Raw genomic sequence first — 18,334 nt, forward strand, 5'->3', positions numbered from 1 at the left:
GAAACCTCATAGAAACGGCAGGCATCCAGTATCCTTTTATGGAGCCGGAAAAATTAGAATGTATGCCATGTCAGTGTTTGCGTTATTTTTTATGATATTTTTAACACTGCTATTATTTCCGATACCCTTTGGGCAAATCCAGATCTCGGGAACACGGAGCATCACGTTGGAAGATGTCCTGTTTGAGGGAAATGTTTCCACACCGATTAATATATTGCAAATTAGCACAACTAATCTAGAGGAACGGCTTACCCATGATATTCGAATTCAAACCGTTAGGGTGAAGAGGAGCTCGCCTTTCACCATTTCTGTGGAGATTACGGATAGAAAAGTAGTGGCTGTCATGCAGGGGGAATATGCCTACATATTTCTGGATAAAGAAGGAACAGTCGTTCAAACAGAACCGTCTATTAAAGGAATGGTTTTTCCAATGATAACAGGAAAGAAATTGGGAAATGTCCTTCTTGGGGATAAACTCGATGATGCACAAATCCATACAGCATTAGAATTCATTAACGGGCTTACTGAAGACGGCATCAAAATATTTTCGGAAGTGAATGTGGGAAATACGGATAATCTGATGGCCTATACAAGAGGTGGGATATCCGTCCATTTAAAGAATGGAACGGATATGGAAAAAAAGGCGGCGCTTGCGGAAAGTATGGTGAACGATGTCAAGGCGAGAGGATTGTCTGTTGAGTATCTGGATGCCAATTTGGCAGCACCCTTTATTAAATTGAAAAGGTAGTGTAATATTTTGGGAACATATACAATATATATGGCGAATCTTTTCAAAGTATTGTAGAATATAAAATATATTATTATGAAACAAATTGAACATAATTGTAGTATATCGCAAGTACCAGAAGGAGGAGCGAAAATGGGAGATTCTGAAATCGCAAAAATTAAAGTCATCGGTGTAGGTGGCGGTGGAAATAATGCCGTTAACCGCATGATTGAGGCAAATATATCCGGTGTAGAATTTATTGCTGTAAATACGGAGCTTCAAGTGTTGAATCAGTCCAATGCACCGACAAAGATACAGATTGGCGAGAAGCTGACACGCGGTCTGGGGGCAGGCGCTAAACCTATTGTTGGTGAACAGGCCGCAGAAGAGTCGCGTGAAGATTTATCAAAAGCCCTTAGTGGTGCCGATATGGTATTCGTTACCGGAGGAATGGGGGGGGGCACAGGAACCGGTGCGGCTCCTGTAGCAGCTCTTTGTGCCAGGGAACTTGGCGCATTAACCATTGCCGTAGTTACAAAACCGTTTAGTTTTGAAGGTAAGGTTCGTATGAAAAATGCACTGGAGGGCATTGAGAAGTTAAAGGGAAATGTAGATGCCATTTTGGTTGTTTCTAATGATAAATTACTTCAGATTTTTGATAAAAAAACACCATTGAGAGATGCATTTAAAACGGCTGATGAAGTGCTTCGTCAGGGGATTCAGGGGATTTCTGATCTGATTACTGTCCCCGGGGTTATTAATCTTGACTTTGCAGATGTCAGGACGATTATGAGTGATCAAGGTGAAGCACTGATGGGAATTGGCATGGGGACAGGTGATAATCGTGCAAGCGATGCGGCAACCATGGCTATTAACAGTCCGTTATTAGAACGTAGCATTGACGGTGCCAAAGGTATTATTATCAATATCACGGGAAATGAAGATCTCGGGCTTTTTGAAATCAATGAGGCGTCTCAGATTATAACGGAAGCCGCCGACCCTGATGCAAATATTATTTGGGGAACATCTGTCGATTCGACACTTGATAATGATACCGTTAAAATTACGGTTATTGCAACAGGATTTGAAGAAAGAGCAAAAACTGCGGCAGGAACCAGTACGTTTAGAGGCAGCATTCATACACCCGGTATTGCGGTTCCTGAATTTTTGAAAAAATGATAGTAAGCAGGGCCACACCGCAATCGCAGTGTGGCTTTTTTTGTAAGGAGAATGTTATGAGATGTCCTTTTTGCAGCAGTCTTGATACAAAAGTGACTGATTCACGTGATACAGATGATGGTGCGTCTATTCGCAGAAGGAGGCAGTGTTTATCTTGTAATCGTCGGTTTACAACCTATGAAACTGTTGAACAAGCACCATTACGCGTAGTGAAGAAGAACGGATCCCGTGAAATGTTTGATAGGAATAAGTTGAGAAATGGCCTTGTCAGAGCTTGTGAAAAAAGAAATATTTCATCCCGTCAGATCGAAGAAATCGTTAATTCTGTAGAACGAACTGTCAGAAATGAATTGAAACAGGAGGTTCCTACTGAAGTTATCGGTAATCTTATCATGGAAGAACTGCGTAAATTGGATCAGGTTGCCTATGTCCGCTTTGCATCGGTATATAGGGAGTTTAAAGATTTAAGCAGTTTCATGAGCGAACTCGAAACGCTAATGAAAAATGGTAAAACAGAAGGAACCGATAGTAAAAATGATCAAAATTAATACGATAGAAACGTGTTTTAATGCTCACGAAGAAACTTTATTGGCAACGAAAAAACTTTTCCCTGTAATTCGCCAAATGGCTGAAATATGTCAAGATGCAATGATAACCGGACATAAGATTCTTATCTGTGGTAATGGCGGCAGCGCTGCTGACGCGCAGCATATTGCTGCGGAGTTTATTGGAAGGTTTCATAACGAGCGGCGGGCGCTTCCTGCAATTGCCCTTAGTACAGATACATCTATCTTGACATCTATCGCAAATGACTATAACTATTCCCAAGTTTTTTCCCGGCAGGTACAAGGACTTGGGCGCGCTGGAGATGTATTCTGGGGGATATCCACCAGCGGAAATAGCGAAAATGTGAATAAAGCGATTATAGAGGCTAAAAACAAGAGGATGATAACTATTGCCTCAACTGGTAAGACTGGAGGGGAGATGGTTGATACTTGTGATGTTGCACTTGTGATTCCCAGTGATAGTACGGCGAGAATTCAAGAAATGCATATATTATGTGCCCATATCATTTGTCAGTTGATTGATGACCTTGATTGGGGTAAATAATAATGCGTATTGGGAAAAAGGCGATACTTTTTGATCGGGATGGTGTTCTTAATATTGATTCCGGATATGTATACCGATATGAAAATATCCGCTGGATTGATGGTGCGAGAGAAGCGGTTGCCCGGTTAACGGAAGAGGGATGGCTTTTGTTTGTTGTTACCAATCAAAGCGGTGTGGCGCGTGGTTTCTATACGGAAAAAGATGTGATGAAACTGCATAAACAAATGAATAAAGAATTTAGGAAATATGGTGGAAATATTACTGAATTCTTTTTTTGCCCACATCTGAATGGTGCAGAAATTTCCCGCTATAACATGGACTGTAACTGCAGGAAACCTAAGCCGGGGATGATTTTACAGGCGATTAACAAGTATGGGTTGATTAAAGAAAACACATTTTTGGTCGGTGATAGCAGAAGAGATATAGAAGCAGCAGCCCGTGCGGGTATAAAAGGTTTTTTATTTGAAGGGGATAATTTAAATCTTTTTCTGAAAAATATTTTTCGGGAAAAAGGATAACTAGATAGATGAAAGATTACAAAAATATACTGGTTATTAAAATGAGCTCATTGGGGGATATAATTCATGCATTGCCTTCACTTTATGCTTTAAGGGAGCTCTTTCCAGATGCGTGCATTACCTGGGCGATACATGAAAGTTTTGCGAAGATACTTCCGGGAAAACCGTGGATCGACAATGTATATGTTATTGATCGAAAACGAATAAAGAAAATAAATTATTTGCTCCAGGTAAGGAAGGATTTGCATAAAAAACAGTTTGATCTTGTGATTGATTTGCAAATGATTGCGAAGAGCGAATTAATTTCATTTCTAACGGGCTGTCATGAACGGATTGGCTATAATGATGCACGGGAATGCAGTGGATTATTTAGCCGTGCCATTTCCGGCAAATATAAAAATGGGCATATCATTGAACAGCTTTTAGATGTAATACGTTACTTGGGATGGCAGGGAAGCGGAATCCATTTCCCGCTCCATGACTACAAAAATGAATTGTCAGTTGTGAGAAAAAAGCTTTCTGAGGCAGGTGTAATTGGGAAATATGTACTTCTTGTGCCTGGAACAAGAGGTGAAAATAAAAAGTGGCCCATTGGATATTGGGGAGAGCTGGCAAAACGATTGGCCAAGAAGGGAATTTTCTGTATTATATCCGGAACTGTGGGTGAAAGGCCTATGGCAGATGAAATCCGCAGGATAGCACAGTCGAAATATGTAGTAGATTTCATGGGTAAAACAAATTTATTGGAATTGATAGCATTGGAAAAGATGGCTGCTGTCCATGTATCATCGGACACAGGACCGCTCCATATTGCCAATGCTGTTGGAACTCCTATTATTGCGTTATTTGGCCCCACGCCTCCTTATCGAAACGGTCCCTATGGAAATCGTTATAGTGAGGTTCTTTTAGCGGAAAATCCCGGCCATGGAGTTACAAATATGGGTACAATTTCAGTAGAGGCTGTTTATGATTCATGTATGAAAAAACTATCGTTGTGAATTGTTTGTGCATCAGATTGTTGGAGAAACAAGTGATGTATAAGGAGAAATTTGGTTGGAGCATATCACAAGCAAAAACAACCGCTGGATCAGATTGGCAATCCGTCTCAAACAAAAAAAGTACAGGGATAAGAATAAAATGTTTCTGATGGAGGGGCTCCGTAATGCGGAAGATGTTCAGAATCAAGAGATAAGTGATATTGTATGCCTGGTTCAGTCGGAAAGAGCAGAGAATGGATCAGTGCAGCACATTTTTGAACGGGGGGAAAATCTGCACTGGCTATTTTGTGAAGTTGAAGAACCGCTGATGCGTTTAATTTCGGGTACAGAAAATGGACAGGGAATCATCTTATTGGTGAAACAGCCATATGTTATGGATTATCCCCAGTTATTAAATGGTTTGCATGGTAAATATGTTTTGTTGGATACAGTCCAGGATCCCGGAAATGTTGGGGCGATTATCAGGACGGCCGCCGCGGCTGGGTGTAGTGGAGTTCTTTTGACAAAGGGGAGTGCAGATCCATATTCGGAGAAAGTGGTAAGGAGTTCTATGGGCAGTATTCTTAGACTTCCGATATATCATGATTTGGACATAGAATTTTTAAAAGAAATTAAATCTTTTTCGAAGGTTCCTTTTATTGGAACATCACTTAGTGCTTCCCAAAATTATCGCCATGCCAAGTTTGTGACAGAGGGGGTTTTTATCTTTGGAAATGAAGGAAGTGGAATAAGTCCGGAAATATTAGACTTGACGGATTGGAATGTGTTTATCCCTATGGCAGGTACTGTGGAATCATTAAATGTTTCTTCGACAGCGGCAATCATTTTATTCTATTATTTAGATGATAATGAATTTAATAATTAATAGTATTTAGTAGAGTTTGGACATATTAATTCAAAAATGCTTGATTATAGTGTGTACGATTGAAAGGAAAGATGATGAAAAAACAGCTGATAATTAATGCCGATGATTTTGGGATACATGAGGCTGTGAATCTTGCTGTTTATAGAGGTTTTGAGTCAGGGATTTTAACCAGTACTTCGATTATGGCAGGTGGGGATGCTTTTTCCTCAGCGGTGAGGCTATCTCGCGAAATGGGAAATATTGGGATAGGAATCCATCTAACCTTGGTAGGAACACTGACAACAGTTTTACCTGCTGAAGAAGTTCCGACGCTAACTTGGGAGAAAGGAGTCCTTTGTAAAGATTATTTAGAATTAATTCTCCGAGATATGAAAGGCCTTATTAGTCTTGATGACGTTTACAGGGAGTGGGATGCACAAATCCGTAAGGTTCTTGATGCAGGAATTTCGATTACGCACATTGATGGGCATCAACATCTTCATATGTGGAATAAATTTTTTCCTATTGCCCTTGCATTAGGGAAGAAATATAAAATTCCATGTATGAGAGTACCTGATGAAAGCTTTTTTTTTGATATAAGCGCAAAAAATATTTTACGATCAATGGCAGGAACCGGATTGGCCTTTATTGCCCGAAGGCATAGAAGTGTATTAAAGCAGATGAATGTGAAAACGAATGATTATTTTTACGGAATGCTCTACGGGGGACATTTGACGGAAGATAGAATAATCAATTTATTGAGCAGGGTTAAGTCTGGCGTTACAGAGATTATGTGCCATCCTTCATCGAATGAACAGGAAATGGATAGGCAATTTCGGTGGGGATATCATGGGGAATCGGAACTACAGGCATTATTATCGACAACGGTAAAGGAAAAGATTGATGAAGAGAGTATTGATTTAATATCTTATCGGGATGTGGCAATAGAAGGGATTTCTGCAAAATGAAAAATAATGAAAAGCAGTTTTATTTGGTGGATTTTCAAGTATTACCGGAAGCAATAAAAAAAACAATTCGCATTAAAGAATCTTTGAAAAATGGAAGGGTGAAGACAATAAATGAAGCATTATCTGCGATGAATATAAGCAGGAGTGCTTATTATAAATATAAAGATCATGTGGAACCGGTAACGGGAGCCGTTAAAGAACGCAGTATCACATACTTTATAATGATGCAAAATGATTTTTCTCTTTTAAATAAAATAATGAGAAAAATAAAAAAGGAAAATAATGATGTGCTATCCATAAATAGCGGGGTAGCTTTTGGCGAAAATGTTCCGACTATAATTTCATTTAAGACAAAGATGACCCTGGCGGATATAAATTTATTGGCAGAAAGTATTCGCAGGATTAAGGGGATCATACGAATCGTCGTTTCAGAAGAGGAAGGTAGCCGATGAAAAATATAAATATCGCTTTACTCGGATTTGGTACGGTTGGAAGCGGTGTGGCAGAAACGATTAAGAGAAATTCCGACATTATCAAAGAGCGGCTGGGCGTGCATTTATTGATAAAATATGTTCTGGTTCGAGAGGTAAACAAATATACTAAATTTCCCGTATTGAAAGATATTCATTTAACCGATAACTTTTCGGAGATAATAGAAGATGAATCCCTGGATATCATTGTTGAAGTGATGGGAGGGATTACCCCAGCCAAGGAGTATATTTTCAGTGCATTGGAGCATGGATTGAGCGTCGTCAGCGCAAATAAGGATTTAGTAGCTTTATATGGCCCGGATATTATCCATAAGGCGATTGAGAACCATGTAAATTTCAGTTGTGAGGCGAGTGTCGGCGGAGGAATTCCTATTTTGATGCCACTCCATCAGTCACTTGCAGCAAATCAGATTGAAAGTATCGTGGGCATATTGAATGGAACAACAAATTATATATTGTCACAGATGACAGAAACCGGTGTCAACTATGCAAACGCATTGGCAGATGCAAAAAAACAAGGATTTGCCGAGGCTGATCCGACAAATGATGTGTGTGGTTTTGATGCGGCCAGAAAACTTGCTATTTTATCCTCTATTGGATTTAGAGCTAATGTAACCTTTGATGATGTTTTGGTGGAAGGCATTGAAAAGATAGATAAAAGTGATATTCAATATGCGAAAGATATGGGATATACAATTAAACTTTTAACGGTTGCGCTCAGACAGGAAAATGGGATTGCACTAAACGTTTATCCGGCCTTTTTGCCCGATAATCATCCATTGTCTTCAGTAAAGGGGGCATATAATGCGATTTATGTAACTGGAAATATTGTTGATGATGTTATGTTTTATGGCAGAGGAGCCGGCGCATTACCTACGGCAAGTGCAGTGATGGGGGATGTTATCAGCACGGCACAGCATATATTGAATGGATCAACAGGAACCGGCATGATAATGACTGATACAAAAAGAATTCCATTTTATTCATCATTAAAACTTCAAAATTCATATTATTTTCGTTTAGATGTTGATGATGTTACCGGTGTGCTTTCTCAAATTGCGGCGGCTTTCGCAGAAAATGACATCAGTATTTGCGAAGTCGTCCAAAAACGAAAAACAAAAGGTTTGGCGGAGTTGGTGCTTATTACGGAACTGGCGAGCCGGGAAAGCATATTGCAGGTGGAGAAAGCTCTCCAGGTACTTCCTTGTATGCGTAAGGTTGCTAATGTGATAAGGGTTATGTGAGATGAAAATACATAAGAAATACGGTGTGCGTGTCCCTGCAACTACGGCCAATATAGGAAGCGGATTTGATACGCTGGGAATGGCGCTTGGATTATATAACGAAGCTTATTTTACGCCTGTAAATGAGTTATCACTTATGAAGTCTCATATTGATATTCAAGGAGAAGGTGCCGGCAAGATTAAACATGGTGCTGATAATATGGTTTTACAGGCCATGCAGGCAGTGGCGGGAAAAGTAGGAAAGGAAATTCCCGGCGGTGAACTGAAGCTTATTAATCAAATTCCTTTGGCACGAGGAATGGGAAGCAGTTCTGCAGCACTTGTTTCCGGCGCGTATCTTGCCAACCAATTGTGCGGAAACGTATTAAACAGACATGAAATCTTAAATATCGTTACTGAATTGGAAGGTCATCCTGATAATGTTGCTCCTGCTATTTTTGGTGGATTTTGTTTCTCCATTGTTAAAGATAAATTTGTTCTTACGGAGCAGTGGAAAATCCCGGACACTTGGAAGGCGGTCGTTGCTGTTCCCGATTTTGAACTTAGAACAGAAGATGCACGGTGTGCATTGCCGGATACTTATTCCAGAGAGGACTTAGTGCAAAACATAGGGGCGGTTTCCTTTTTAATGGCAGCTGTTATGATGCGGAGAGGTGAATTACTGAAGGTAGGATTGGCGGATCGTATCCATGTACCTTATCGTTTGCCATTAATCAGTGGGGCTGAAGAGGCGATGAAAAATGCTGATAAAAAAGGATGTTACGGTGTAACAATAAGCGGATCCGGTCCGACGATTATTGCTTTCTCTTCAGCGGAGAAAGCATATGAAATTGGTGCTGCGATGGTAGACGGATTCAAGCTGCATCATGTAAAATCAAAATTTATGGTTTTGGATTTTGATCAAGAGGGCGTACGGCTAATACAGCTTGACAATTACTGATAACATGTGTATTGTATATAACGTAGTAAATGTCGGGACGTAGCTCAGTTTGGTAGAGCGCTACCTTGGGGTGGTAGAGGTCGCATGTTCGAATCATGTCGTTCCGACCATTTTTATTGCATGATATTATTCTAAAAATAAGCTTTTTTGAATAAGTATTTGTTATAAAGCGAGGTTTTATGTTGAATAGAGTAAAATCAGTCATGCTTATGACACTGCTCGGTTTGATTCTGGTATCAGCTGGCGGATATGTGGGCGGGCAAAATGGGGCGACAATGATGTTTATCATTGCTCTCATTTTAAATTTTTACAGTTATTGGAATTCTGATAAAATAGTGCTGAAAGCATATAATGCAAAAGAGTTGTCGGAGAATCAAGTGCCGGAATTATTTTCACTGGTAAAAGGATTATCAAGAAATGCGGGAATCCCTATGCCGCGATTGTATATTATTCCCACAGAAATTCCGAATGCTTTTGCTACCGGCCGGAATGAAAATCATGCCGCTGTGGCTGTGACAGAGGGATTAATATCGTTGCTTGACAGAGATGAAATTGCGGGTGTAATCGGTCATGAATTGTCCCATATCCGTCATCATGATACACTTATTATGACCCTGGCAGCTACCTTTGCGACTGCTATCAGTTATCTTGCGCAAGCCGCACAATGGGCCGCTATATTTGGAAGTGGACGTGACAGCGAAGGAAGAAGTAATAATCCATTTGCGTTGATTGCTACCATTATTATCGCTCCTTTAGCTGCATCACTGGTTCAAATGGCATTATCGAGGTCACGAGAATTTATGGCAGATGCTTCCGGGGCAGAAATAAGCGGTAAGCCTTTAGCGCTTGCCCGTGCATTACAGAAATTGGACAGTTATTCACGTCAAAAAGTTATGCCTTATGCAAAACCGGCTTCCTCTGGATTATTTATTATCAATCCGCTTGCGGCTGTTGGCGGTTATGCAACATTGTTTTCTACGCATCCTTCTACAGAGGAGCGTGTTAAAAAGCTGCATGAAATAGCAGCCCAAAAGAATTTATTCTAAGGAGGATAATAGTATGGCTAATGTAGAGAAAACTCTTGTATTGGTGAAACCGGATGGTGTAAAAAAACACATTTGCGGTGAAGTAATTTCTCGTTTTGAGAGAAAGGGACTCATTCTTCATTCCGTAAAAATGATACAGGTTCCGGAAGAATTAGCGAAAAAACACTATGCAGAACATGCAGGAAAAGGCTTCTTCAATGATCTGATTTCTTTTATTACATCCGGACCTGTATTGGCAATGGTTATTGAAGGGGAAAATGCAGTAGCAGCCGTCCGTCAGATTAATGGCGCAACAGATCCTATTAAGGCAGTCCCGGGGTCTATCCGTGGTGATTTTGCCACTTCTATTGATGAAAACGTTGTTCATGCATCTGATGCTCCGGAAACTGCAGCAAGGGAAATTGCTCTGTGGTTCCCTGAATTAAATTAGCAGGGAGGGCTGTTATGGCAAAAGTTTATACTCGTACCGGGGATAGAGGACAAACCAGTCTATATACCGGGGAACGTGTGTCCAAAGGAAGTCTTCGCGTTGAAACGTATGGCACAATTGATGAGGTAGACTCTGTCTTAGGAAGCGCTCGTGCTTTTGTTGTTCATCAGAATGTAAAAGAAACCATTTTTAAGATTCAGAAAGATCTTTGGCTGCTGATGGCGGATGTTGCCAGTCTTGGGAAAGAACCTAATATTGGCAGTGATCATGTGAAAGACTTAGAGCAGACTATTGATAAGTATACGGAAGAATTAGAACCTTTGGATCATTTTTTGGTTCCCGGAGAAACACAGGGGGCCGCGTTTCTTGATGTAGCCCGTGCCGTAGTCCGTCGTGCTGAGCGGAGTATGTGGAGACTTTCTGAAACGGAAGAGGTTCATGAATCGGGGATTCGCTATCTTAATCGGCTTTCTGATTTATGCTTTACTTTGTCCCGTTATGAAACAGAAGTGAAGTAAAAGTTATTCGATAAATATGCTAAACTAAGAGGAGATATTCGGATTGATGGGTATCTCCTCTTATGTTTTTCATTAAAATTTATATTCGGAACAGAAGATATTTAATGGATATTATAATACGAATGAATTTTGTTAATATTTTGGAGTGTTACAGGATGGAACAAGATATATTGCAGATTCTTGAATTTAATGAAATCAGGCGTATGCTTGCCCAATTATGCCCTTCTTCTTTATCAAAAGCAAAAGCTATGGATCTGCAGCCGTCTTCGGAACCACGGATAATTGCAGAACATCTGCAGGAAACGGAAGAGGCTTCAATTTGTTTGCAAAAAGAGATATCATCACCCTTGGGAGAGGCCTATGACATCATTCCATTTATAGATAGGGCGGAGAAAGAAATGATACTTCTTGCTGGAGAGTTTATGGAAATTTCTTCATCGCTTGAAACCTATCAAAAGATGCATGAGTATTTTAGTGGGGAAAGACATTTACGCTATCCGATTTTGGAAGAAAAAGCGTCTTTAATCCTTCCCTTGGATGGTTTGCTCAACAGAATCCGGCAGGTTTTTGATGATAAAGGCGATATACGGGATAAGGCATCTATGAAGCTGTCCCGTATCAGAGGAGATATAGAAACAGTTAAAAGCAGGATACGGAAATCTTTCAGGCAGATACTGCATGATAAAGATACCGCATTATACCTGCAGGATGCGATTATTACACAGCGCAACGGGCGGTATGTAGTGCCTGTCAAAGAAGAGTATCGATATAAATTTGATGGAATCGTTCACGATCGTTCCTCTACCGGGCAAACACTCTTTATGGAGCCGATGATTTCCGTGCGTCTGAATAATGATCTTATTGAGCTGATACTGGCAGAAAAGCAAGAAGTGATGGAGGTTCTGAGGGAGCTTACACGGCAGATCAAAAATAATAGTGCAGTTATTCGAAAAGATTGCCATATTGTTTCGGATATGGAGTTTATCTTTGCGCGGGGACAATTGGCGCTTGCCATGAATGGAGTTCGGGCGACTTTCTCAGCTGCCGGTATATTGGATTTAAAGGACGCGAGACATCCATTGATTCCTGCGGATAGAGTTGTTCCTATTTCGCTTACATTAGGGAAAGCTTTCAAAATACTTGTCATAACAGGTTCCAATGCCGGCGGGAAAACAATTGCTATCAAAACGGTGGGCATATTGGCATTGATGAATCAATCAGGTTTATTTATCCCTGCTGCAGAAGGCTCAATGATGCCTGTATATAACCACATTTATTCGATTATTGGTGATGACCAGAGTATTCAATATAATTTATCGACTTTCTCCAGCTATATTACGCAGTTGGTTTCATTTCTACCTTATGTGAATGAAAAGGATCTTGTACTTTTAGATGAATTGGGAGCAGGGACGGATCCAATTGAAGGTGCCATGTTGGCACAGGCGGTTACGGAATATTTGGTAAACAAAAATGTGAACTCTATTATTACGTCACATTTTAGCGAGATGAAGAAGCTTGCCTATGAATTGTCAGAAGTTGAAAATGCGTTTGTTGAATTTGATAAGGAAACGTTATCACCGACTTATCATTTGATTATTGGAGTTGCCGGAAACAGCAACGCATTTAATATCTGTCGGCGGCTTGGTATGCAGGAGAGTATATTGAATCGGGCAGTTGGGCTTCAGCAAAGATCACCTTTTCATAATATGGAGATGGTGATGAATCATCTAAATGAGCAGCGAAAAGAATTGGAGCAGGAGAAAGAATCTATCCGTATCATTCGGCAAGAGTCAGACAGAGTAAAAGCTCAATTGCAGGAGGAGCAGGAGGAGTTTTTATTGAAGAAAAATGCCATACTGTCAAAAATGCGGGAAGAATCCTCTGATATAAAACGTAATTTGAGGATTCAGGCTGAAAAAATAATTAGAGATGTTAAAAAGGCATCAAGTCTCGATAAAGATGCTTTTATGAAACATGTGGGAACTACAAGAAGTGCCATTGAAAATATGAAGATTCCGGAGAGTCGGTCGAAGCGGGGGCTTGTTGCTAATGAAATCAAACGGGGAGATATTATTTATATAGATACGTTAGGCAGTAATGGAAAGGTGATTTCTGTAACTGGTAAGAAAATCACGGTTGCCTGTGGAGTAGCCAATATATGTGTAGATATAAGCCATTGTTTTGCTGCAGAACAGTTGGTGAAGATGATTCCACAAAAAATATCACACCAAAAGAAAAATGTATCAAATTTACGACATGAGGAAGTAAGTACATCGGTAAATGTGATTGGCAAAACTGTATATGAGGCAATTCCTGAAATAGATAAATTTTTAAATGATTGTATAATGGCGGGAGTTTCCCCTGTGCAAATCATTCATGGAAAAGGGACGGGAAGCTTGCGGAAGGGAATTCATGATTACTTGAAAACGCTTCCGTTTATAACTGATTTTCGGATGGCAGAACCTCAAAATGGAGGAGCAGGCGTTACAGATGTATATTTTAATTGATTCATATGCTTGACCAAATGTTTATGTAGATATATATTTAAATACAGTGGAAAGTTGTATAAAAATATGGGCAGGCAAATATGTTTAATTTACCGGAAAAGTTTGTAATTGTAGATGGTTATAGAATTCCCGCGGACAAAGCAGAAGAGTATAGAAAAACAAAGGAACGGATGGAAAAAGAAGCAGAGAAGTTTTTCAAAGGCTTTTGTGAAATTGTAAAGAAAGAGCCTCTTCTTGATCTTTTAGGACATGGGGTTGTTGGATATTCTTCTACGGGGGAACAGTTGGCTCGAATTTCTTTAGATCCCTTTGAAATTTCAGCTATGAATGTCGCTTTAGGCCGTAACAAATTGAAAGAATATATCCTTGCCACCAATGGATATGATGAATATGCATATCAGCAGCTATTGAAAGAATATAAAATAAGGCACGAAAATAAATAACAGGAAGGATTGTATTGTATGATTCATATCATTGCGGACAGCACATCTGCTATTCCTCAAGAAATGTTGTCTAAATATTCAAATTTGCATGTTATCCCTCTTAGTTTATCTATTAAAGGAGAGTATATTCCTGAGAATGAAGCAACAATCAGGCAGGTTATTGAATACTCTGAAAAGACAAATCAAGCAATACCTACAAGCCAGCCGAGCACGGGAGATTTTTTAAATGCATTTAATTTGATTCCCGAAAAAGATGACATTATTGTTTTATGCATCACAACTGCAGTCAGTGGTACATACAATGGTGCGGTTTTGGCTGCAAAACAATCTGGAAGGGGAAATATATCAGTAATTAATACCAAGACGACGGCTGTTGGAATGCTCCAAATGGTTCAGGATGCTTTGGAATTCATTGAAAGTGGCAATTCTTTTGCAGAAATCACGGATAAATTGACGGAAGTTGCTGAACATATGAGGACAACTTTTACTGTGGATACCCTGGATTACCTTCGTCGTGGAGGAAGAATTGGTAAGGCTGCGGGGTTAATTGGAAGTATATTAAAGATAAAACCCTGTATTTATCTAAATAAGAACAATGAAGTGGATGTTTTGGACAAAGTGCGTACAAGGAAGAAAGCGGTAGCCAGTTTAATAAAGTACTTAGATGAGAATGCTCCTTGCAAACGTATCGGTATCGTCCATATTGAGAATCCGGAAGGCGGAAAAGAATTACAGTCTATCGTTCAGGAAAAATATCCTGATATTGATGTCACTTTGACGACAGGGACACCAGTATTGGCTTGCTATTTAGGACCGGGACTGGTAGGTATTATTTTTGAGAGCGCCTGAGATGGGGGAGAATTGCATGTATACGATTATTGATGGTGGTTGTTTTAAGAATATGCTGATTGGCGCATATCAGATGTTTGAACAAAAATATGAAATATTAAATCAGCTGAATGTTTTTCCTGTTCCTGATGGGGATACAGGAAATAATATGCTGAATACGCTGAAATCGATGTATAGTATGATCAGTGATGTCAGTGCGGATGAGCCGGTAGGTATGATTGCGGAAAAGGCTTCCGCCGGTGCAATTATGGGGGCAAGAGGGAATTCCGGTGTTATCCTTTCTCAGATTATTCATGGGATAAGCCGTGGATTACGTGGTAAAAAGACAGCATCGGGAACCCAAATGGGAAAGGCTTTTCAGTATGGTATTTTATATGCTTATCGTGCAGTAACCAAGCCGGTAGAAGGGACTATTCTTTCCGTTGCAAGAGGAATTGCCAAAGGAACATATGAAGTGATCAGGCAGGAACCTGATTTCAGCAAGGTTTTGGAGTCTGCCATTGGTCATGGCAATGATGCTTTGGCAAAAACGCCGGAGCAGTTAAAAATCTTAAAAGATGCAAATGTTGTCGATGCTGGAGGACAAGGTCTGATATTCTTCCTCATAGGATGCCTTAACGGATTGACCGGAAAAGTAAGCGAAGTAAATTTGGAGATTAAACCGGTAATCAGTCGGTTGGAAGCAAAAGGAGAATCTTTTTCTATCGAGTATCCATACTGCACGGAGTTTATTATCAGTCCTTGTAAATTGGCGGCAAAAGAAATACGCCAGAAATTGGGAACCTGGGGTGAATCTATGATTGTGGCGGAAGGAGATAATCTTATCAAAGTCCATATTCACGCCCAACGGCCGGGGCATGTTTTAGATATGGCTGCCTCTTGGGGGACATTGCATGATATTAAATGTGACAATATGGTTGACCAGTTTCATAAAAATAAAGAAAAGCAACAAGATGAACCTAAACGTCCGTTAGGGGTTTTAGCAGTTGTATCCGGTGACGGTTGGACAGAATTATACCAAAAACTCGGTTGCGATGTTGTATCTGGCGGGCAGTCGATGAATCCTTCCGTTCAGGAATTGAATGCAGGTATAGAAAATGGAAGGTATGATAAATATATCCTATTGCCTAATAATAAAAATATTATTTTAGCGGCACAGCAACTCCAGAAAATGCTTGGTGAGAAAATACACATCGTGCCATCTGTTAATCCTATGGAAGGGTTAGCTGCTGCGATGGCATTTATGGATAATATCGGTATTGAGGAAAATTTGAATGAAATGTCAAAGAGAGTGCAGCAGATAAAAACAGGAATGATTACTGCTGCAGTGAGGGATAGCCTTATTGGGGATATTGTTATCCATAAGGGGGATTACATGGGGATAACAAAAGGTCACCAGATTTTTACAGAAAAAGATTTCAATAAGTGTTTTCGGAAGTTACTGGAATCCCTTATTGATGAAGATACGGGTGTGGTTACTGTATATTATGGAAAAGATATGTCGAAAGATGCATGTGGTCGTGAGTTGGCAGCAGTGGAGAAAATTTATTCAGATATAGAGTTTGAGATGTATGATGGCGGACAACCGCTATATCCGATGTTTATTTCAGCAGAATAATATATTTTGAGAAATTTAAAACGGTGCAGTGATTTATATCACACATAGCACCGTTTTCTTGTAGTATAAGATCTTTTTAACTAATTGGGTTATAGGACATTTTGTGTTGATTTTAATACCGATGAAGTTAGACATTGTCTGGCTTCATCGGTATTAAAATCAACACGTTCTGTCCTATAACCCCAGTTTAGAATGAAGATATTAAATGGTATTAGCCGAACCCACAACAGCTTCGATTTTATGCATGACCATTTGCCTTACAGCCTCTCTTGCCGGTTTCAGGTATCCGCGGGGGTCAAAATTTTCCGGATTTTTAAATATGCTTTCTCGAATAGCGGCTGTCATAGCAAGGCGGATATCTGTATCAATATTAATTTTACAGACGGCCATCCGGGCAGCCTTACGGAGCATCTCCTCCGGCACACCTTTGGCACCTAAGACTTTTCCTCCAAATTGATTACATTTTTCTACGAATTCAGGGATAACCGTAGAGGCGCCGTGGAGAACGATCGGATAATCAGGGAGCAGTTGGCCGACTTTTTCAAGACGTTCATAATCAAGATAAGGTTCTCCACTATATTTATAAGCGCCATGACTTGTGCCGATAGCGATAGCGAGTGAGTCGCAACCTGTCAGTTCAACAAATTCTGCCGCTTGATCGGGATCGGTAAAAATAGCATCTTTGGTGTCAACACTGACCAGATCTTCTACACCAGCTAAACGTCCCAGCTCAGCTTCTACTACGACGCCTTTATCATGGGCATAAGCTACGACTTCTTTTGTAATACGTACATTTTCTTCAAAAGAGTGTTTAGAGCCGTCGTACATAACAGAAGTAAATCCGCCATCAATACAGGCTTTGCAAATCTCAAAAGAGGAGCCGTGATCAAGGTGGAGCGCGGTGGGAATTTCAGGGTAGTCCTGAAGAGCAATTTTGATAAGCCCGACGATATACTCTTGACCTGCATAATTTCGAGCACCTTCTGATGCTTGGAGAATAACAGGAGATTGTTTTTCTTTTGCGGCTGCCATAATTCCTTGAATGATTTCCATGTTATTGACATTGAATGCGCCAATTGCATAATGACCATCATATGCTTTTTTAAACATTTCAGTAGTTCCTACAAGTGGCATCTTAAATACCTTCCTTTCCTTATCGGAATAAAATTATATAATAAAATACTTTATTTTATTATACTGTACTGAGGATATGATTTCCAGATGAAAGCATTTATCATTTAAATAGGGAAAACGTATATTGAATAATGTAAATGTGATATACTAAAAGTGTTAAAACATTCTTTCTTTTAAAATATAATTCTTTGTGGTATGGTAAGATAATTAGTAATTTATTCTTTTTATTATTATGGCATGTTAATGATTTATCAAGGAGACAATTATGGCTAAAGATTATTCTTTTGATGTGGTATGCCGTACTGATTTACAGGAAGCCGCAAATGCGGTGAATCAGGCCTCTAAGGAAATTGGTACGCGTTATGATTTCAAAGGAAGTAAGAGTTCGGTATCTTTTGATGGCAGTTTAATTACTCTCATAGGGGATGATGATTTTAAGCTGCGTCTTGTTCGTGAAATCGTTAATGGGAAGTTGGTAAAGCGAGGTATTTCTTTGAAAAATATAGAAGAAAAGAAAAAGGAATCTGCTGCGGGTGGTACCGTAAGGCAAATGCTTGAATTAAAGAACGGTATTTCTTCAGATTTGGCAAAAGATATTGTAAAACGGATTAAAGGATCGAAAATCAAAGTGATGGCTAAAATTAACGGGGATGAGCTTCGTATAAGTGGTAGAGATAAGGATGATTTGCAGGCTTGCATTGCATTTTTAAAACAAGAAGATATTCCTGTAGATCTGCAGTTTGTAAATTATAGATGAAGGGACATTCTAT

General features: G+C 39.7%; 20 protein-coding genes and 1 tRNA gene. 20 read left to right on the top strand and 1 reads right to left on the bottom strand.

Annotation, left to right across the window (positions count from 1 at the left end; genetic code table 11):
- The first annotated feature begins 91 nt into the window (after positions 1-91).
- The 19 genes from GCWU000321_RS00380 (at position 92) to GCWU000321_RS00470 (ending at position 16,430) form a co-directional block, all read left to right on the top strand.
- Positions 92-748, top strand: a complete 657-nt coding sequence (locus GCWU000321_RS00380) for a cell division protein FtsQ/DivIB (RefSeq protein WP_273011921.1) — start codon at positions 92-94, stop codon at positions 746-748.
- 132 nt (positions 749-880) lie between these two features.
- Positions 881-1,906, top strand: a complete 1,026-nt coding sequence (gene ftsZ, locus GCWU000321_RS00385; RefSeq protein ID WP_022027096.1) for a cell division protein FtsZ — start codon at positions 881-883, stop codon at positions 1,904-1,906.
- Between the two features lie 56 nt (positions 1,907-1,962).
- Positions 1,963-2,454, top strand: a complete 492-nt coding sequence (nrdR, locus tag GCWU000321_RS00390) for a transcriptional regulator NrdR (RefSeq protein ID WP_022027095.1) — start codon at positions 1,963-1,965, stop codon at positions 2,452-2,454.
- Positions 2,441-3,016, top strand: a complete 576-nt coding sequence (gene gmhA / locus GCWU000321_RS00395) for a D-sedoheptulose 7-phosphate isomerase (RefSeq protein WP_007069078.1) — start codon at positions 2,441-2,443, stop codon at positions 3,014-3,016. The genes nrdR and gmhA overlap by 14 nt, the downstream gene beginning before the upstream one ends.
- A 2-nt stretch (positions 3,017-3,018) precedes the next feature.
- Positions 3,019-3,534, top strand: a complete 516-nt coding sequence (locus GCWU000321_RS00400; RefSeq protein WP_007069079.1) for a D-glycero-alpha-D-manno-heptose-1,7-bisphosphate 7-phosphatase — start codon at positions 3,019-3,021, stop codon at positions 3,532-3,534.
- Between the two features lie 8 nt (positions 3,535-3,542).
- Positions 3,543-4,532 carry a glycosyltransferase family 9 protein gene (locus GCWU000321_RS00405; protein ID WP_007069080.1) on the top strand — a complete coding sequence of 330 codons (990 nt, stop codon included), beginning with the start codon at positions 3,543-3,545 and terminating at the stop codon, positions 4,530-4,532.
- 94 nt (positions 4,533-4,626) lie between these two features.
- Positions 4,627-5,397, top strand: a complete 771-nt coding sequence (locus GCWU000321_RS00410) for a TrmH family RNA methyltransferase (RefSeq protein ID WP_420919630.1) — start codon at positions 4,627-4,629, stop codon at positions 5,395-5,397.
- Positions 5,398-5,468: 71 nt separating this feature from the next.
- Positions 5,469-6,344, top strand: a complete 876-nt coding sequence (locus GCWU000321_RS00415) for a ChbG/HpnK family deacetylase (protein ID WP_007069082.1) — start codon at positions 5,469-5,471, stop codon at positions 6,342-6,344.
- Positions 6,341-6,796 carry a hypothetical protein gene (locus GCWU000321_RS00420; protein WP_007069083.1) on the top strand — a complete coding sequence of 152 codons (456 nt, stop codon included), beginning with the start codon at positions 6,341-6,343 and terminating at the stop codon, positions 6,794-6,796. The genes GCWU000321_RS00415 and GCWU000321_RS00420 overlap by 4 nt, the downstream gene beginning before the upstream one ends.
- Positions 6,793-8,079 (top strand): homoserine dehydrogenase, encoded by a 1,287-nt coding sequence (locus tag GCWU000321_RS00425; protein WP_007069084.1) that lies wholly within the window; start codon positions 6,793-6,795, stop codon positions 8,077-8,079. Before GCWU000321_RS00420 ends, GCWU000321_RS00425 begins: the two co-directional genes overlap by 4 nt.
- A gap of 1 nt (position 8,080) precedes the next feature.
- Entirely contained in the window at positions 8,081-9,019 is a 939-nt protein-coding gene (gene thrB, locus GCWU000321_RS00430; RefSeq protein ID WP_007069085.1) for a homoserine kinase, read from the top strand.
- 33 nt (positions 9,020-9,052) lie between these two features.
- Positions 9,053-9,129 (top strand) — tRNA-Pro (locus GCWU000321_RS00435).
- Between the two features lie 72 nt (positions 9,130-9,201).
- A complete protein-coding gene (locus GCWU000321_RS00440; protein WP_040381666.1) occupies positions 9,202-10,065 on the top strand; it encodes a zinc metalloprotease HtpX in 864 nt (287 codons plus the stop codon).
- Positions 10,066-10,078: 13 nt separating this feature from the next.
- Positions 10,079-10,495, top strand: coding sequence for a nucleoside-diphosphate kinase (ndk, locus tag GCWU000321_RS00445; protein ID WP_007069087.1), 417 nt, complete (start codon positions 10,079-10,081; stop codon positions 10,493-10,495).
- 14 nt (positions 10,496-10,509) lie between these two features.
- The gene (locus GCWU000321_RS00450) at positions 10,510-11,013 is read left to right on the top strand and encodes a cob(I)yrinic acid a,c-diamide adenosyltransferase (protein ID WP_007069088.1); all 504 of its coding nucleotides are present in this window, start codon (positions 10,510-10,512) and stop codon (positions 11,011-11,013) included.
- Between the two features lie 155 nt (positions 11,014-11,168).
- A complete protein-coding gene (locus tag GCWU000321_RS00455) occupies positions 11,169-13,520 on the top strand; it encodes an endonuclease MutS2 (RefSeq protein WP_156777719.1) in 2,352 nt (783 codons plus the stop codon).
- Positions 13,521-13,600: 80 nt separating this feature from the next.
- Positions 13,601-13,963 carry a hypothetical protein gene (locus GCWU000321_RS00460; RefSeq protein ID WP_007069090.1) on the top strand — a complete coding sequence of 121 codons (363 nt, stop codon included), beginning with the start codon at positions 13,601-13,603 and terminating at the stop codon, positions 13,961-13,963.
- Between the two features lie 18 nt (positions 13,964-13,981).
- Positions 13,982-14,812: a DegV family protein gene (locus GCWU000321_RS00465; RefSeq protein ID WP_007069091.1), complete on the top strand. Its 831-nt coding sequence runs from the start codon at positions 13,982-13,984 to the stop codon at positions 14,810-14,812.
- Between the two features lie 16 nt (positions 14,813-14,828).
- Positions 14,829-16,430 (top strand): DAK2 domain-containing protein, encoded by a 1,602-nt coding sequence (locus GCWU000321_RS00470; RefSeq protein ID WP_040381036.1) that lies wholly within the window; start codon positions 14,829-14,831, stop codon positions 16,428-16,430.
- Between the two features lie 201 nt (positions 16,431-16,631).
- Here GCWU000321_RS00470 and fba read toward each other — a convergent pair whose 3' ends face one another.
- Entirely contained in the window at positions 16,632-17,564 is a 933-nt protein-coding gene (gene fba / locus GCWU000321_RS00475) for a class II fructose-1,6-bisphosphate aldolase (RefSeq protein WP_007069093.1), read from the bottom strand.
- A 265-nt stretch (positions 17,565-17,829) separates the two neighbouring features.
- On the opposite strand from fba, the gene GCWU000321_RS00480 reads away from it, so the two are divergent.
- Positions 17,830-18,321 (top strand): YajQ family cyclic di-GMP-binding protein, encoded by a 492-nt coding sequence (locus tag GCWU000321_RS00480; RefSeq protein WP_007069094.1) that lies wholly within the window; start codon positions 17,830-17,832, stop codon positions 18,319-18,321.
- Positions 18,322-18,334: the final 13 nt, after the last annotated feature.

This window comes from Dialister invisus DSM 15470 (genome assembly GCF_000160055.1).
GTDB classification, from domain to species: domain Bacteria; phylum Bacillota; class Negativicutes; order Veillonellales; family Dialisteraceae; genus Dialister; species Dialister invisus.

Coding starts and splice junctions, on each gene's coding strand:
- gmhA (WP_007069078.1), top strand. CDS start 2,441: ATGATCAAAATTAATACGATAGAAACGTGTTTTAATGCTCACGAAGAA.
- thrB (WP_007069085.1), top strand. CDS start 8,081: ATGAAAATACATAAGAAATACGGTGTGCGTGTCCCTGCAACTACGGCC.
- GCWU000321_RS00480 (WP_007069094.1), top strand. CDS start 17,830: ATGGCTAAAGATTATTCTTTTGATGTGGTATGCCGTACTGATTTACAG.
- GCWU000321_RS00470 (WP_040381036.1), top strand. CDS start 14,829: ATGTATACGATTATTGATGGTGGTTGTTTTAAGAATATGCTGATTGGC.
- GCWU000321_RS00455 (WP_156777719.1), top strand. CDS start 11,169: ATGGAACAAGATATATTGCAGATTCTTGAATTTAATGAAATCAGGCGT.
- ndk (WP_007069087.1), top strand. CDS start 10,079: ATGGCTAATGTAGAGAAAACTCTTGTATTGGTGAAACCGGATGGTGTA.
- GCWU000321_RS00460 (WP_007069090.1), top strand. CDS start 13,601: ATGTTTAATTTACCGGAAAAGTTTGTAATTGTAGATGGTTATAGAATT.
- GCWU000321_RS00465 (WP_007069091.1), top strand. CDS start 13,982: ATGATTCATATCATTGCGGACAGCACATCTGCTATTCCTCAAGAAATG.
- fba (WP_007069093.1), bottom strand. CDS start 17,564: ATGCCACTTGTAGGAACTACTGAAATGTTTAAAAAAGCATATGATGGT.
- GCWU000321_RS00415 (WP_007069082.1), top strand. CDS start 5,469: ATGATGAAAAAACAGCTGATAATTAATGCCGATGATTTTGGGATACAT.
- nrdR (WP_022027095.1), top strand. CDS start 1,963: ATGAGATGTCCTTTTTGCAGCAGTCTTGATACAAAAGTGACTGATTCA.
- GCWU000321_RS00450 (WP_007069088.1), top strand. CDS start 10,510: ATGGCAAAAGTTTATACTCGTACCGGGGATAGAGGACAAACCAGTCTA.
- GCWU000321_RS00405 (WP_007069080.1), top strand. CDS start 3,543: ATGAAAGATTACAAAAATATACTGGTTATTAAAATGAGCTCATTGGGG.
- GCWU000321_RS00380 (WP_273011921.1), top strand. CDS start 92: ATGATATTTTTAACACTGCTATTATTTCCGATACCCTTTGGGCAAATC.
- GCWU000321_RS00400 (WP_007069079.1), top strand. CDS start 3,019: ATGCGTATTGGGAAAAAGGCGATACTTTTTGATCGGGATGGTGTTCTT.
- GCWU000321_RS00420 (WP_007069083.1), top strand. CDS start 6,341: ATGAAAAATAATGAAAAGCAGTTTTATTTGGTGGATTTTCAAGTATTA.
- ftsZ (WP_022027096.1), top strand. CDS start 881: ATGGGAGATTCTGAAATCGCAAAAATTAAAGTCATCGGTGTAGGTGGC.
- GCWU000321_RS00425 (WP_007069084.1), top strand. CDS start 6,793: ATGAAAAATATAAATATCGCTTTACTCGGATTTGGTACGGTTGGAAGC.